Origin of the sequence: Spirosoma panaciterrae DSM 21099 (assembly GCF_000374025.1) — a bacterium.
GTDB classification, from domain to species: domain Bacteria; phylum Bacteroidota; class Bacteroidia; order Cytophagales; family Spirosomataceae; genus Spirosoma; species Spirosoma panaciterrae.
The window spans coordinates 31,762-47,395 of record NZ_KB893194.1 but is presented as its reverse complement, the minus strand read 5'-3'; the positions used below and the strand labels follow the sequence as shown (position 1 = coordinate 47,395).

The 15,634-nt window shown below is 49.4% G+C and carries 11 protein-coding genes; 9 read left to right on the top strand and 2 right to left on the bottom strand.

The window, feature by feature from the left end:
- Positions 1–133: 133 nt before the first annotated feature.
- Together B153_RS0120660 and B153_RS0120655 are read right to left on the bottom strand one after the other, a co-directional pair.
- A complete protein-coding gene (locus B153_RS0120660; RefSeq protein WP_157634769.1) occupies positions 134–2,329 on the bottom strand; it encodes a sensor histidine kinase in 2,196 nt (731 codons plus the stop codon).
- Positions 2,330–2,425: 96 nt separating this feature from the next.
- Entirely contained in the window at positions 2,426–2,911 is a 486-nt protein-coding gene (locus B153_RS0120655; RefSeq protein ID WP_020598648.1) for an Lrp/AsnC family transcriptional regulator, read from the bottom strand.
- Between the two features lie 114 nt (positions 2,912–3,025).
- Here B153_RS0120655 and B153_RS0120650 point away from each other — a divergent pair, with 114 nt between their 5' ends.
- The 9 genes from B153_RS0120650 to B153_RS0120610 all read left to right on the top strand — a co-directional run bounded on the left by B153_RS0120650 (position 3,026) and on the right by B153_RS0120610 (position 15,562).
- Entirely contained in the window at positions 3,026–4,483 is a 1,458-nt protein-coding gene (locus B153_RS0120650) for a CoA-acylating methylmalonate-semialdehyde dehydrogenase (RefSeq protein ID WP_020598647.1), read from the top strand.
- A gap of 46 nt (positions 4,484–4,529) precedes the next feature.
- Positions 4,530–5,876, top strand: a complete 1,347-nt coding sequence (locus B153_RS0120645; RefSeq protein WP_020598646.1) for an aminotransferase class III-fold pyridoxal phosphate-dependent enzyme — start codon at positions 4,530–4,532, stop codon at positions 5,874–5,876.
- A 246-nt stretch (positions 5,877–6,122) separates the two neighbouring features.
- Positions 6,123–7,178, top strand: a complete 1,056-nt coding sequence (locus tag B153_RS0120640) for a nucleoside hydrolase (RefSeq protein ID WP_020598645.1) — start codon at positions 6,123–6,125, stop codon at positions 7,176–7,178.
- 97 nt (positions 7,179–7,275) lie between these two features.
- Positions 7,276–8,769 (top strand): NCS1 family nucleobase:cation symporter-1, encoded by a 1,494-nt coding sequence (locus B153_RS0120635; protein ID WP_020598644.1) that lies wholly within the window; start codon positions 7,276–7,278, stop codon positions 8,767–8,769.
- A gap of 134 nt (positions 8,770–8,903) precedes the next feature.
- On the top strand, positions 8,904–10,286 hold the full coding sequence (hydA, locus tag B153_RS0120630; protein ID WP_026262320.1) for a dihydropyrimidinase: 1,383 nt from the start codon (positions 8,904–8,906) through the stop codon (positions 10,284–10,286).
- Between the two features lie 105 nt (positions 10,287–10,391).
- Positions 10,392–11,258 (top strand): nitrilase-related carbon-nitrogen hydrolase, encoded by an 867-nt coding sequence (locus B153_RS0120625; RefSeq protein ID WP_026262319.1) that lies wholly within the window; start codon positions 10,392–10,394, stop codon positions 11,256–11,258.
- A gap of 96 nt (positions 11,259–11,354) precedes the next feature.
- A complete protein-coding gene (locus B153_RS0120620; protein ID WP_020598641.1) occupies positions 11,355–12,710 on the top strand; it encodes an NAD(P)-dependent oxidoreductase in 1,356 nt (451 codons plus the stop codon).
- An 81-nt stretch (positions 12,711–12,791) separates the two neighbouring features.
- Entirely contained in the window at positions 12,792–14,060 is a 1,269-nt protein-coding gene (gene preA / locus B153_RS0120615; RefSeq protein WP_020598640.1) for an NAD-dependent dihydropyrimidine dehydrogenase subunit PreA, read from the top strand.
- Positions 14,061–14,146: 86 nt separating this feature from the next.
- Positions 14,147–15,562, top strand: coding sequence for an FAD binding domain-containing protein (locus tag B153_RS0120610; RefSeq protein ID WP_026262318.1), 1,416 nt, complete (start codon positions 14,147–14,149; stop codon positions 15,560–15,562).
- Positions 15,563–15,634 lie beyond the last annotated feature (72 nt).

Below are 15,634 nucleotides of genomic sequence, written 5' to 3'. Positions count from 1 at the left end.
CTGTACATCAGGCTGGAAGCTTCTCGTAGCGAATAGACGGACTCCACTCCTGTATAGGCGCTCTCTCACAGACAGGAATGTGTATAAACTCCTATGCAAAAACGAACTTGGATACGTACGAGGTATCCGTGTACTATCTGGGTAATTTAAGGATGAACTCAGAGCCTTCACCAACCTGAGTCTTAACCTGCATATCCCCGTTATGGCCTTTGGTAATGATGTCATAACTCAATGAAAGTCCCAGACCCGTACCTTGGCCAGTTGGTTTTGTGGTAAAAAATGGCTGGTAAATTTTGTGTAGAATGTCGTCGGGTATGCCCGTACCATTATCACAAATCGAAATCGTCACGTTGCCCTGGTCAGCTTTTGTTCGTACCTGAATAAGAGGCTTATAGTCCCTGCTCGCCTGCTTTTGTTTCGCCTGTACGGCATAAAAGGCATTATTGTAAACATTGAGTAAAACCCGTCCTATGTCCTGCGAAACCAGATTGACCATCCCGATAGAAGCATCCAGATCAAGTTGTAGATCCGCATTGAAAGACTTGTGTTTGGCACGAAGGCCATGATAGGCAATGCGCAGAAATTCTTCGACCAGATCGTTTAAATTAGTGGGTTGCTTTTGCCCACTCGTGCTGCGACTGTGAGCCAGCATGCCTTTTACGATGGAATCGGCCCGTTTGCCATGATGCGTGATCTTTTGTAGATTTTGGGTCAGATCGCCCATAATTTCCTCGGCATTGGCTTTTTCAGATTCGGGCAGATACTGGAAAAGGCCTTCTTTCAATTCATCGACCAATTCGACTGAAACCTCCGAAAAGTTATTGACAAAATTAAGCGGGTTCTGAATCTCGTGGGCGATGCCAGCTGTTAGCTCGCCCAGAGAGGCTAGCTTTTCCTGCTGAATGAGTTGATCCTGCGTTGCTTTTAGCTCGTTAAGCGACTGTTTGAGGGCCGACGTTCTGGCTTCTACCTCGCGTTCGAGTTGTTCGTTCTGGGCGGCAATGAGTCGATTTCGTTCAATTTCGCGCTCTTTTTCCAGTTGTTCCTTTTCAATGGCCTGCTGGATAACCTGTTGCCGGACCAGGTTGTACCGATTCATAAGGGCTCCTGTAAAGACAATAATCATCCAGGCGAAGCAGGCACTTTCAACATACTCTACATTTTCATATATGATGCGTGGAAGATCGACCCGAAAGTAGAGGCCCAGGGTTGCGGTTGTCAATGTGAAAAGCCAGAGGATGAAAAGTGGGGTCAGGGCCAGTAACAGGTAGCGGGCCTCAAACAGCCCCTGCTTCATCCGTTTGAACGCCATGAACATACAGAGCCCGTAAATCAGCCGGATCAGTACTTCAATCAGTAGAGCCCATTCATCTAGGGGAACGATAGGTATACTATAGCCGACTATCTGCACCAAATTAGCGACTACTGTTAACAGCAGCGTGGTTGAAATGAGCCTGTCCAACCGGATCAGCGAGGACGGTGACTGAAGTAGATTCCGAATCGATTGTACGAAAAAGATAAAAAAGACAATAAAGAATAAATTGGCGACCAGCTTAAAGGCATAAGGGTACTCTTCGAAGAAAGCCAGCTGAATGCGGTAATAATTGCGATCGAGTACAAAGAAAAACAGGCAGATACCGAAGTACAGATAGACGCGATCCGAGATCGAATAATAGATGAACAGATTGTAGCAGGAGGCCAGAATCAATATGCCGATAATAATGCCTTCGATGAGGTAATTTTTCCAGCCTTTTTCGATCACTATATTTTTAAAAACGGCTTCAATACGGCCTTGTTCCGTTTGCAACTGGGGCGACAGATAGGTGAGGGGGGAATGCCAGCGGGCATTTTGAGCCCGTTCGTACACGACCGTCTCCTGACCGGGGCCCAGTGTGAAGAAAAGCCGGGCGCGCTCAGGAGCGCCTTTATGAACCGGAAGCTGGCTGAATGGAACCAGATCGCCGGTCTGCTGGTGCTGCCAGTGGCCGGTACTGTCTAATCTAAACAGGTCAACATAGTCGCTGTTAAAGTCGCAGTAATATAGTCTTAATTCGTGTGGCAGGCTGTTTTTGATACGCATGCGCATCCAGTACGTATGGGAGTGACGCGTGCGGGAGAAAAACTTGTCGGATCGGAAAGCAGGGTGATTGAGAACGTCTTTGAAGGTAAGTTCGCCCTTCGCGTCTTCAAGAATCTGGAAATGGGTCGTGTCGGGTCTGAAAAACGCCGAATCCGTTTTGATTTCGAATACGGGTGGCAGGTTACTTTGTCCCCGTACAGAGGCAATTACCCCAAACAACCCGTAAAGAAGAAAGAGAAAAGTTTTCACCAGCGACAATCGTTCGTAGTTGCGCAATACCACTTTGGGTATCCAAAATACGTGATTTGCTGTGACATACTATCAATTACTTTATGATCTGGGTAGTCAGATGGAGGATTTCCCCGATAATAAATTCAGATCGGGCTGGGCATATTTGTAGACCTTGAAGTATAAGGTTGTTTTGGTCTGATAGACCCCCTCGATCTTTGAGATTTCATTGATAAATTCGACCAGGTCGTGATTCGTTGGGCACATCACATCTACTTCCAGGTCATAATCGCCCGATGTGCTGGCCAGAAAACTGACTTCAGGCATCTGGGCAATTCGTTCAGCAACAGGCTCTTTTAACGTAGCGGGCCGTACAAAGACAGCAATGTGAGCGTAGGCCCGGAAGCCGACTTTGTCGGGATCTACGCGGCCAATGATGCTGATAACCCCGTCTTCGATCAGGCGATTCAGCCGGGTTCGTGCTGTCCCGACCGACACAGCCAACTGGTCTGCAATGTCGGTAAACGACATACGCCCATCTTTCTGCAGGCAGGAGAGGATGGCGAAATCCAGATCGTCCAATACAAAACTATTCTTTTCCATTCCTTTTACGACAAGTTATGGTTGTAAAAATATTGTTAAAAATTGACTTGTATTTAACTTTTTTTTAGTTTGCATACTCTGTTTCTATAAAAAATGTAGAACACTGGCAGATATATGAAGTATAATCCCGTTCAGAATTACATCAATGGGGCCTTTGTCGATGCGGCTACCGATCGGACACTGGAAGTGATTTCACCAGTAGATGGCACCCGGCTATCAACGGTTCCTATGTCGGAAGCGGGCGATCTGGACAGGGCTGTACGGGCGGCTCAGGCGGCCTTCCCGGCCTGGAGCCGGACCACGCTAAAAGAACGGGTTCAGGTATTTTTTCGCTATAAAGCGCTGCTGGAGAAAAATCTGACCGAACTGGCTCTGCTTGTGCAGGAAGAAAATGGGAAAACGTATGAAGAAGCCGTCGCCGAAATTGAAAAAGGGGCTGAACTATCGGAATTTGCCTGTTCGCTGCCGCAGATCGTAACAGGGGAGATTCTGGAAGTGAGTCGGGGAGTGGAATGCCGAACCGAACGAGTGCCTTTAGGCGTAGTGGCCAGCATTGTACCGTTCAACTTTCCGAGTATGGTGCCCAATTGGACCATACCCAATGCGATTGCACTTGGTAACTGTATGATTATTAAACCGTCGGAGAAAGTTCCTCTGAGCGTAGGCCGATTGGCCGAATTATTACAGGAAGCCGGATTGCCCAACGGGGTGTTCAATATTGTGCATGGCGACAGCGAAGTGGTCAATGCCATTTGCGATCATCCGGACATCGAAGCGGTATCCTTTGTGGGCTCTACAAAGATTGCCAAACTCGTATATCAACGGGCGACGAGCCACTTTAAACGATGTCTGGCATTAGGAGGAGCCAAGAACCACCTGATTGTTCTGCCCGATGCTATACCCGGTATGACTGCCCAGAATATTACTGCGTCTATGGCGGGTTGTGCCGGACAGCGATGCATGGCAGCTTCTGCAATGGTAGCGGTTGGGCCAGTCGATCATATAATCGAGAAATTGTGCGAAGAGGCACAGAAAGTGGTACCCGGAAAAAACCTGGGTGCTGTGATAAACCGCTCATCGAAAGAACGAATTGAACGGTACATCACCGAAGCTGAAGAACAAGGTGCCAAAGTGCTGCTAGATGGACGAAACCCGAGGGTTGAAGGCAAAGAGAAGGGCACCTACGTGGGGCCAACGGTGATCGATTATGTTCGACCCGACATGGCGATCGCCCAGGAAGAATTATTCGGGCCTGTGATCAGCATTATGCGGACAAATACTGTCGATGAGGCCCTGGCAATCGAAAATGCAAATCCGTATGGCAATGCAGCCGCTGTATTCACGCAAAATGGAGGAATGGCCCGCTACGTAATGGACCGGGCGAGTGCGGGTATGGTGGGGGTCAATGTGGGCGTCCCCGTTCCGCGTGAGCCCTTTTCGTTTGGTGGCTGGAACGAGAGTCGGTTTGGAGTAGGTGATATTACGGGTAAAAGCTCCATCGAATTCTGGACGAAACTAAAGAAAACTACCACCAAATGGAACCCTGAAGCGGGTATAAACTGGATGAGTTAATCGATCTAGGCCAACCAATCATAAAAAAAGGTAAATCGTAAACGCTATGCTAGATACCGTCTCACTTACGGAAAAAGAGGAAGTGCTACAGGATAATTTCGATTCAACCGTTTTTGTCTGGAGCAAACAGCAGGGTATTTCACCAATCGCTGTGAAATATGCAAAAGGGGTATATCTGTATGATTACGATGATAAACGGTATATCGACTTTTCGTCTGGTCTGATGAACGTCAATATCGGTCACGGCAATCAGCGGATTACGGAGGCTGTGGTTCGACAAATGCAGGAGGTCAGTTATGTGACGCCCTATTGTGTAACAAAAGTGCGGGGCGAACTGGGAAAGAAACTGGCTGAAATCTGCCCTGGTGATCTCAACAAGGCTTATTTTACCCTCTGCGGGGCCACGTCCATCGAAGCGGCTCTGAAAATGGCCCGGTCCTATACCGGGCGGCATAAAATCATTAGTCGGTATCAGTCCTATCATGGAGCTACGTATGGGGCACTGTCGGTAGGGGGGGACCCTCGTAAACTCCCCGACGATTCGCAGCAGGCTCCCAATTTTGTCCATGTCGATATTCCCTATCGGTACCGCTGGAATCATGATGAAACCAGTCTGCTGACCGATTCGGTAGAGCAGCTCGAACGAATCATTGGATACGAAGGGCCGGGTAACATCGCGGCCATTCTGCTGGAGGGTGAATCGGGCACGTCGGGTTGTCTGCAATATCCAGAAGGGTATCTAAAGGCTGTTCGCACCATCTGTGATAAATACGGGATACTGCTGATTATCGATGAGGTGATGAGCGGATTTGGCCGGACGGGTAAGTGGTTTGGTTTTGAAAATCATGGGATTGTGCCCGATATGGTTACCATGGCAAAGGGGATTACGAGTGGTTATATTCCTTTTGGTTGCCTGATGATGACCGATAAAATTGCGGCAAAATTCAACGATACCGTGCTCGCAACCGGCATGACCTACAATGCCCATCCGGTTGGTTGTGCGGCTGCCCTGGAAACGATTAAAATTTACGAAGACGAGAATCTGATCGAGAATGCAGCCGACATGGGGCAATATGTTGCCCAGCAGGCGGAACGGATGAAACAGAAGCATCCCTGTATTGGCGATTTCAGAACAACGGGTTTGCTGGGCTGTTTTGAAATCGTCAAAAACCGGGCCACGAAACAACCCATGGCTCCGTTTAATGCCAAACCCGAAGAAATGGCCGTGATGGGTAAAGTAGCGGCAAAAATTAAAGAGTTAGGGATGTACACGTTTGTGCGCTGGAGCTACGTGTTCGTGGCACCCCCGCTCTGCGTAACCAGAGAACAGATCGATGAAGGGCTGGCTATGATCAGTGAGGCACTGCAGATTGCCGATGAGCATGTTGAGTAAAACCGGCATCTGGATAAGTCATTCGTAATCATTTGATGGTCGTGGATGGGCATTGTACAGCTTCGCATACAGAATGGCTGTAAAATGACCATAAATGACATTCAATAAGCAGAAACCGAATGGCTGATAAAGAAAATTGGTAAGCCAGGCCCGTTGAAATGTTGGTTTGGTATCTTATTTGCGGGATTTTGGTCTGTAACAGTGAACTGAAAGTGAAATTTCGTAAATAAAAAGAGCCGACTAAGCATGTTAACGTCAAGACGCAAATTTATTGGTGCCCTTTCGGTCGGTACGGCCTCTACCTTTTTGCCAGCCGTAACGCTTGCGTCTCTCAGAGGGAAAGGAAAAAAAGCCGACACCCGAACCCGAATCATACTGGATACCGATACGGCTACAGACGATGCACTGGCCCTGTTGATGGCGGTGAGTTCGCCAAAACTGAGCGTTGAAGCGATTACCATTACGGTGGGCAACGTGGGGTTTGAGCAGCAAACTAAAAATGCACTGTATACGCTCGAAGTAGCCGGTAAGTCAGGACAGATTCCGGTGTATCAGGGCTCAGCCCGCCCCTTGACCCGTGAGGTTCATGGCACGGCAACCTATGTGCATGGGAGCGATGGTATGAGTGATTCGTTTTTTCCGGACCCCAAACAAAAACCGGAAAAAGAACACGCTGTCGATGCCATCATACGGCTCGTCAATGCCAATCCCGGCGAACTGACCCTTGTCGCCATTGGGCCGCTGACCAATGTAGCGTTGGCGTTGCTGAAAGAACCGGCAATGGCAAAAAAAGTCAAAGGGCTGTACTTTATGGGCGGTTTTTACAAGTTTTACGGAAATATCAACCCGGGCGCGACGTATAATGCCTGGGTGGATCCCGAAGCCGCCCGGATTGTGTTTCAATCGGGAATTCCGATTACGACCGTTGGGTTCGATGTCAGTGTGAAAAGTTCGGTCTTTACCGACGAGGATTATGCGCAGGTGGCCACGCTCGGTACGAAGTATTCGGATTTTTTCATGAAGATCAATCGCATTCGTCGGACGTATTGCAAGGAGCATCAGAAAATGAAAGGCTCCAACCATCCCGATGCCATCACCGTGGCAGCCGTCATCGACCCGACGCTGGTAACCCAGTCAGTATCACGCTTTGTGGATGTCGAAACCCGTGGCGAATTGACATTGGGAGCACTGACGATCGATGAATTAGGGGTTTGGAAAAAGGCCCCCAATGCCACTATTTGTGTAGAGGCCGATGAAGCCCGATTTAAGAAATTGGTATTTGATACCTTGAAAATAAGTTAAAGAGTTTGTAGTTTGTGCGGGGCGGCCCGTGCATTTTAGCGCTTCCAGGCAATAAAACTGCAAACGACAGGGGCCGCCCCGTACAAACACGAACTCAATGCAGCAACAAAGCGACGCCCACCTGGGCGAATCATCGGCTCTTTATAGCGAAGATCTGGCTCCTATTCCCGCATCGAAGCGGACCTGGAGTACCTGGAATTATGCGGCTCTGTGGATCAGCATGAGTTTATGCATTCCCACGTATATGATGGCCAGTTCACTCATCGAAGGGGGGATGAACTGGTGGCAGGCCATTCTGACCATTTTTCTGGGGAATACCATCGTATTGGTTCCGATGATTCTGAACGGCCATGCGGGGGCTAAATACGGGATTCCATTCCCGGTATTGGCGCGGGCCAGTTTCGGAACCCGTGGGGCTAATATTCCGGCGTTGCTGCGGGCTATTGTGGCCTGTGGCTGGTTTGGGATTCAAACCTGGCTGGGTGGTTTTTCGGTATACCAGATGCTGCGGTTGTGGATACCCTCTCTGGAAACGTTGCCCCAGATCTTTCCAGCCTCATTCGGTCTGCAAACCGGCCCCGCTATTTGTTTCCTGTTGTTCTGGCTGCTGAATATGTATGTCGTCTATCTGGGCGTCGAAAGCATTAAAAAACTGCTCATTTTCAAAGCGTTCTTTCTGCCGGTTGCGGCCCTTGCGCTACTCTGGTGGGCTATTTCGGCCGGAAACGGACTCGGCCCGATCCTCCAGCAAACGTCCAAATTTGCAGACACGTCCGCATTCTTTGCGTTTTTCTTCCCGGCTCTCACCGGAATGGTGGGCTTCTGGGCAACGCTCTCGCTGAATATTCCTGATTTTACCCGCTACGCTACCAGTCAGAAAGCGCAGGTCCAGGGACAGGCTATCGGACTGCCGCCATCCATGACCCTGTTTTCGTTCATCGGGGTAGTAGTAACGTCGGCTACAACGATTATTTACGGAACCACCATCTGGGACCCCCTGATTCTGGCCGGAAAGTTTGATAACAAACTGCTGGTTAGTGTAGCCATGATTTCGGTGGCCATCTCAACCCTAGCTACCAATATTGCGGCCAACATTGTCAGCCCTGCCAATGATTTTGCGAATCTGGCCCCTTCCAGAATCGACTTTCGAAAAGGTGGGTATATAACTGGGGTTATCGGGGTTCTGATTTTTCCCTGGAAACTGATTGCCGATCCTACAGGGTTTATTTTTACCTGGTTAGTGGGGTATTCGAGTCTGCTTGGCCCGGTTGGGGGAATTATGATTGCCGACTATTTCTTCCTCAGGAAACAAAAGCTGGTGTTGAATGATCTGTACAGTGCCCGTGGGATGTATAGCTTCAAAAACGGGTTTAATACCTCAGCAATTCTGGCTTTGCTGGCCGGAATTATCCCGACTATACCCGGGTTTCTGATTACCATTCACGCTATGCCTGCCGACAGTGTACCCACCTGGATTGCCCAAATTTATAATTACGCGTGGTTTGTGGGCTTTTTCCTGAGTGGTAGTGTCTACCTGGGGTTAATGCGGAGTCGATACGCTGTCAATGAAGCACAATTGTCCGTGAGCTGACCAGCCGGAAAGGGGAGCTATACTAAGCCGTAGATAATCTTTGTTGGACGAGGGTGGTGTGCCAATGAGTCACCATACAGGTTTGTTTGTTGTGACCTTTTGCGGTTACCACGAGCAGTAAATACATGAATACCATGTCAATTCTCATTAAAAACGGCCGGGTAATTACAGCGGCCGACGATTACGTTGCCGATATTTTTATTGAGGGCGAAACGATTTCGGCTATTGGCAAGAATTTGCCCGTTCAGGCCGATACCGTTATCGACGCGTCGGGGAAACTCGTTTTTCCGGGAGGCATAGACCCCCATGTGCATCTGTCGATGCCCTTCATGGGCACGTTTTCGAGCGATACGTATGAAACCGGAACACGGGCAGCCCTGTTCGGAGGGACCACGACGGTTATTGATTTTGTGTTGCAGAAACAGGGGCATTCCCTGAAAGAGGCTCTTGACGACTGGAACTCCCGTGCCCGTGGAACAGCCGTAGGCGATTATAGCTTTCATATGGCTGTCACTGATTTCAACGATGACTCGAAGGCTGAGATAAAAGATATGGTTGATAACGAAGGTATTACCTCGTTTAAAACGTTCATGGCCTATAAAGGAGCCCTGATGATCAACGACAGCCAGATGGTCGGTCTGATGCAGGAGGTGAAAAAGCAGGGGGGGATGGTGACCGTTCATGCGACCAACGGTGATATGATCGACTATCTGATTGCCAAACATCGGTCGGAAGGAAAGCTGTCACCGCTTTACCATTATCGCTCACAGCCTGAAGTGACGGAAGCCGAAGCCAGCTGTCGTTTTACGGACCTGGCCGATTATACAGGTTGCCCCGGCTACATTGTGCATATGACCTGCGAGGGTGCGTTGAATGGGGTTCGCAATGCCACCCGCCGGAACCAGAAAGTGTATGCCGAAACCTGTATTCAATATCTCATACTGGATGCTTCACTCTATGAAAAGGACTTTGAGGGTGCCAAATGGGTAATGAGTCCGCCCTTGCGGGAGAAAAAAGACCAGCAGGCATTGTGGGCCGGAATCAATCAGGGATTAGTCCAGGTGGTTGCAACCGATCACTGTCCGTTTATGTGGGAACAGAAGCTCATGGGTAAGGACGATTTCTCGAAGATTCCGAATGGGCACCCGGCTATCGAGAACCGAATGGAATTGCTGTACAGCGAGGGCGTGGGCAAAGGAAAAATAACTTTGAACAAGTACGTTGAAATCGCCTGTACAAACCCCGCCAAAATATTCGGGATGTTTCCCCGGAAAGGTACTATAGGTATTGGAAGCGATGCCGATCTGGTGATTTTTGACCCAGAAGAGAAGCATACGCTCTCGGCTAAAACGCACCACATGAACGTTGATTATTCCGGCTATGAAGGCTGGGAACTGACCGGCAAGGTAAAAACCGTACTCCTACGGGGCACGGTCGCCATTGATGAGAATACCTGCCTGATCGATAAAGGATTCGGCCATTTTATTAAACGAACTAAAGTTAACGGAACGATTTAAAAGCAGAGGGCAGAGGGGGAAGGGCTTGGGGAATAACCGATAAACCCTATGCCCTTCCCCCAATACCCGCTGCTCCAAGCACAAACCAATTAATCCAATACACGCATGCCACGACCAATAAAATCGGGATTGATCCAGATGAGCCTGCCAATGACCGAAGGCGAAGGCACGATTGACGAAATTAAAGAATCAATGGTGCAGAAGCATATCCCACTCATTGAAGAAGCCGGAAAGAAAGGGGTTCAGATTTTGTGTTTGCAGGAAATTTTCAATACGCCTTATTTCTGTCCGGGTCAAAATGCCGACTGGTACAAATCGGCCGAAACCGTGCCGGGACCCACGACTGACCGAATGGCGGAATATGCTAAAAAGTACAACATGGTAATGATTGTTCCGGTCTACGAAAAGGAACAGGCTGGTGTTTTATACAATACGGCGGCCGTCATCGATGCGGATGGTACGTACCTGGGGAAATACCGCAAAAACCACATTCCCCATACCTCAGGCTTCTGGGAGAAATTTTTCTTTAAACCCGGCAACCTGGGATATCCAGTATTTCAGACACGTTATGCTAAAATCGGGGTGTACATCTGTTACGATCGCCATTTTCCCGACGGTGCCCGTTGCCTGGGCCTGAATGGGGCCGAAATCGTGTACAATCCGTCGGCTACAGTGGCTGGTCTTTCGCAATACCTCTGGAAACTGGAACAACCCGCCCATGCGGCTGCCAATGGCTATTTTATGGGTTGTATCAATCGCGTGGGTGAAGAAAAACCCTGGAACCTGGGCCGATTTTACGGCTCATCCTATTTCGTTGACCCCCGTGGTCAAATCTTCGCCCAGGCATCGGAAGATAAAGACGAACTGCTCATTGCTGAATTCGACCTCGATATGATCGACGAAGTCCGCAGTGTCTGGCAATTCTTCAGAGATCGAAGACCGGAAACCTATAAGGAATTGGTAGAATTGTAAAAGTAATAGGAGTGAGGAGTGAGACTGGCTGACGAATCAACGTAAAAACATGCCAGCAATGCCCACTTCCCGCTCCTGACTCCTCGCTCCTTATCTATGGCCATTCTCAATAACCGACTTACGACTGAACAGTACGAGCATAACTTCAGCGATATTCACCCGCCCTTCGAAACGCGTGAAGCGGCACTGGTGGAAGCCAATCGGTGTTTGTTTTGCTATGATGCCCCCTGCACGAAAAGTTGCCCAACGAGCATCAATATTCCAAAGTTTATCAAGCAAATTACCACCGATAATCTTAAAGGATCGGCCTATACGATTCTGGATGCCAATATTATGGGGGGCGGCTGTTCGAAGGTATGCCCCGTAGAGAAACTGTGCGAGGGAGCCTGCGTGTATAATCTGCTCGATGAGCCCCCCATTCCGATTGCCCGCCTTCAGCGGTATTCGACCGAAAAAGCCATTGCGCAAAAGTGGCCATTGTTTCAGCGTAAGCCATCTACAGGCAAAAAAGTAGCCGTGGTCGGGGCCGGACCGGCAGGCCTGAGTTGTGCTCACGTTTTGAGCCGCGAAGGAGTAGATGTGACGATTTACGAAAAGGAAAGCAAAGGGGGTGGTTTGATGACTTATGGCATAGCTGCCTACAAAGTCACCCCGCAATTCTGTGAGGATGAAGTAAATTTCATTACCTCACTGGGGGGCATTACGATCAACTATGGGCAGGAGTTGGGCCGAAATCTGACCCTGGCAGACCTTCAGGCTACTTACGATGCGGTCTACCTGGGCATTGGGGTGGGTGTGGCACGTCATCTGGCTATTCCGGGCGAAGAACTGGAAGGGGTCGAAGACGCCATCCGGTTCATCTACGACATTCGCGAGAAAGGGTATCCTTCGGTTCCGGTTGGAGATAAAGTGGCCGTAATTGGTTTAGGTATGACCGCCATCGATGCGGCTACCCAGGCCAAACGACTGGGTGCCAAAGAAGTAACGATCGTTTATCGGCGGACACAGGCCGAAATGCCAAGTACCGAAGTCGAGCTGAACCTGGCAAAACTGGACGGCTGCAACATCATCTGGCTGGCATCACCCAAGGAGGTCTTAGGCGAAAATGGCCGGGTGACGCAACTGGTTTGCCAGATTATGGAATTGGGAGTTCCAGATACCAGTGGTCGTCGTAGTCCGGTCGAAACGGGCGAAACCATCACCCTAGATGTTGATATGGTGATCAAAGCTGCCGGGCAAATACCCTATGAAGACCTGGTGAATACCAACCACCTGACAAACTGGTCTGGTAAACTGGCCATCAACGACAACTGTGAGACCAATATTCCCGGAGTTTTTGCCGGGGGCGACTGTGTCAACGGCGGCAAAGAGGTCGTCGATGCGGTACAGGCAGGCAAAGACGGAGCGCTGGCGATCTTACATTTTATAAAGAGCGAAAGAGTGCAAGAATGAAAGAGTGATTCGCTGGTGTGGCACACGCTGGCGTAAGCAACTTTCACTCATTCACTCATTCGCTCTTTCACTCTTTAAATTATGGCTGATTTAAGCACAAACTTTCTCGGTATCCAATCGCCAAATCCGTACTGGCTGGCGAGTGCTCCGCCGACGGATAAAAAATACAATGTCCTACGGGCTTTTGAAGCCGGCTGGGGGGGAGTTGTCTGGAAAACGCTGGGTTCACAGGTCAAAAATGTATCATCACGCTATTCGGCCGTCGATTATAACGGCAGCAGGGTGATGGGGCTGAACAATATCGAACTGATATCGGATCGACCGCTTGCCATCAACCTGCGTGAGATTGCCGAATGCGTTCGGGAGTTTCCCGACCGGGCCATGGTCGTGTCGCTCATGGCGGATAATACCCGCGAAAAATGGCATGAACTGATTGCGCAGGTCGAAGATACAGGCGCTCATGGTCTGGAACTGAACTTCGGTTGTCCACACGGCATGACCGAGCGCGGCATGGGGGCGGCCGTGGGGCAGGACCCTGACATCGCGAAAATGGTGGTGGAATGGGTCATGGAAAAAGCCACGATTCCGGTTATTACGAAACTGACTCCCAATGTACATTCGGTCGTGCCCACCGGACGGGCATCCGTCGAAGGCGGTACAAACGCCCTGTCGCTGATCAATACGATCCAGTCTGTAACGGGAGTCGATTTAGACACGTTTGTACCGAATCCATACGTGGCCGGAAAATCGGTGTATGGTGGGTATTGTGGTCCGGCAGTGAAGCCCATTGCCCTAAAAATGCTGACGACCATTGCTCAGGACCCCGTTACATCGCGCGTACCAATCTCAGGGATTGGGGGCGTCAGTACCTGGAAAGATGCTGCCGAGTTTATGTTGCTGGGGGCTACTTCAGTGCAGGTATGTACGGCCGTTATGAAGCATGGCTTTCGCATCATCGACGACCTGTGCGATGGACTGAACAACTGGATGGATGAAAAAGGGTTTAAAACCATTTACGACTTTATTGGTAAATCGGTTCCGACCATCACGCACTGGGAAGACCTCGACATCAACTACCATATTGTTGCGAACATCAACCAGGACAAGTGCATCCATTGCGGGTTATGCTACATCGCCTGCGAAGATACCTCGCATCAGGCCATCAACCTGACCTACGGAAAGCCCTATAACACCTATTCGATCATCGAAAATGAGTGCGTTGGTTGTAATTTGTGTAAATTAGTTTGTCCGGTAGATGGCTGCATCACGATGGTCGAACAGCGCAAAGGCGACGAATACCTGAACTGGAAAGAATTCCAACGGCGTGGCCTGCCTCTGAACGATCACTGATATCCATGAATCGACAGCGCTTTTTGAAGAATACCCTACCAGGGATCGGCTAGTGGCTTAATCTGGAATAACTTATAACAAACGCATTGATTTCCTTTATTTTAAATACGAAGGACGTTAGGACATCGTTGCCGCCTGGAACAACGGTGCTTGATTTTGTGCGCTATCATCAATACCTGTCCGGAACAAAGATCGGTTGTCGGGAAGGAGATTGTGGAGCCTGTACCGTATTAGTGGGTGATGTTGCGACCGGGGAATTACGTTACCGGACAGCTACCTCTTGCCTGATGCCGCTGGGAAATGTCCACGGGAAACACATCGTTACGATAGAAGGCATAAACCAGGACGAACTGAATCCGATTCAGCAGGCAATGGTCGAGGAATCGGCAACGCAATGCGGGTTCTGTACACCCGGTTTTGTGATGTCGCTGGCGGGGTTTTGCCTCAGCAAGAATGCCGCTACCATACAGAATGCCCATGCGGCTATCGATGGCAATATCTGTCGTTGTACGGGCTATAAGTCGATTGAGCGGGCGGCTGCACGGGTTGCTCAATTACTGGAATCGCGCACGAACGAAGTACCAACACAGTTTGTGGCTGATCGCGGAATTTTACCGGGCTATTTTTCTACCATTGAGGAGCGACTGCTTGGTTTATCGGCCCACCTGAATGGCGAACTGAGAAATGATTTTCCGCTTGCTGAACGCGTAGGCGGGGGTACGGATGTATATGTGCAGAAGCATGATGCGTTAAAAGAGTCATCCATTCTGTTTTTAGCGGAAAAAGCATCCCTGAAAGGGATTCGTCAGGAAGGGAATACATGTGATATTGGTGCTGCATCAACCGTAACTGACCTGATGGAATCACCCATACTGCAGCGCTATTTCCCCGATTTTAAGGCGTATACAAAACTGATTTCATCAACACCGATTCGTAATCTGGCTACTATCGGGGGGAATCTGATCAATGCCTCCCCAATTGGTGATTTTACGATCGTGTTTCTGGCACTGGATGCCGACATTACCCTCAACGACGGTACACAAAGCCGGAGTTTACCATTGCGAGACCTGTATCTGGGCTATAAAACCCTCGACAGGCAACCTGAGGAAATTCTGGAAAAAATTACCTTCGATTTGCCCAGTCCTTCGAGCCGGTTCAATTTTGAGAAGGTCAGTAAGCGAACCCATCTCGACATTGCCAGCGTCAACTCGGCCATTCAACTGCTAGTCGATGGGAATCTGATAACCTCGGTGAAATTATCGGCGGGTGGCGTTGCCCCAATCCCCAGGCGATTGACCAATACGGAAGCATTTTTAACCGGAAAGCCCCTTACGGAAGCCGTGATTCTTGAAGCCACGCAGGTTGCACAAACCGACATAGCACCCATTAGTGATGCACGCGGGACTGAAGCTTATAAACGGTTATTGCTCAGTCAGTTGATTAAAGCACATTTTATTAAGTTGTTTCCGGAGTTGAAGGTAGAGTCGTTATTGGCTCAATAGAACGCAGATGGGTATGCTCATTCGGATTGACACCGATCTTAACAAATCATACTGATCAGAATCATCTGCGGT

Bases quoted from the DNA above. Each gene is read 5' to 3' on its own strand.
- B153_RS0120655 (WP_020598648.1), bottom strand. From the start codon at position 2,911: ATGGAAAAGAATAGTTTTGTATTGGACGATCTGGATTTCGCCATCCTC.
- B153_RS0120650 (WP_020598647.1), top strand. From the start codon at position 3,026: ATGAAGTATAATCCCGTTCAGAATTACATCAATGGGGCCTTTGTCGAT.
- B153_RS0120645 (WP_020598646.1), top strand. From the start codon at position 4,530: ATGCTAGATACCGTCTCACTTACGGAAAAAGAGGAAGTGCTACAGGAT.
- B153_RS0120640 (WP_020598645.1), top strand. From the start codon at position 6,123: ATGTTAACGTCAAGACGCAAATTTATTGGTGCCCTTTCGGTCGGTACG.
- B153_RS0120635 (WP_020598644.1), top strand. From the start codon at position 7,276: ATGCAGCAACAAAGCGACGCCCACCTGGGCGAATCATCGGCTCTTTAT.
- hydA (WP_026262320.1), top strand. From the start codon at position 8,904: ATGTCAATTCTCATTAAAAACGGCCGGGTAATTACAGCGGCCGACGAT.
- B153_RS0120625 (WP_026262319.1), top strand. From the start codon at position 10,392: ATGCCACGACCAATAAAATCGGGATTGATCCAGATGAGCCTGCCAATG.
- B153_RS0120620 (WP_020598641.1), top strand. From the start codon at position 11,355: ATGGCCATTCTCAATAACCGACTTACGACTGAACAGTACGAGCATAAC.
- preA (WP_020598640.1), top strand. From the start codon at position 12,792: ATGGCTGATTTAAGCACAAACTTTCTCGGTATCCAATCGCCAAATCCG.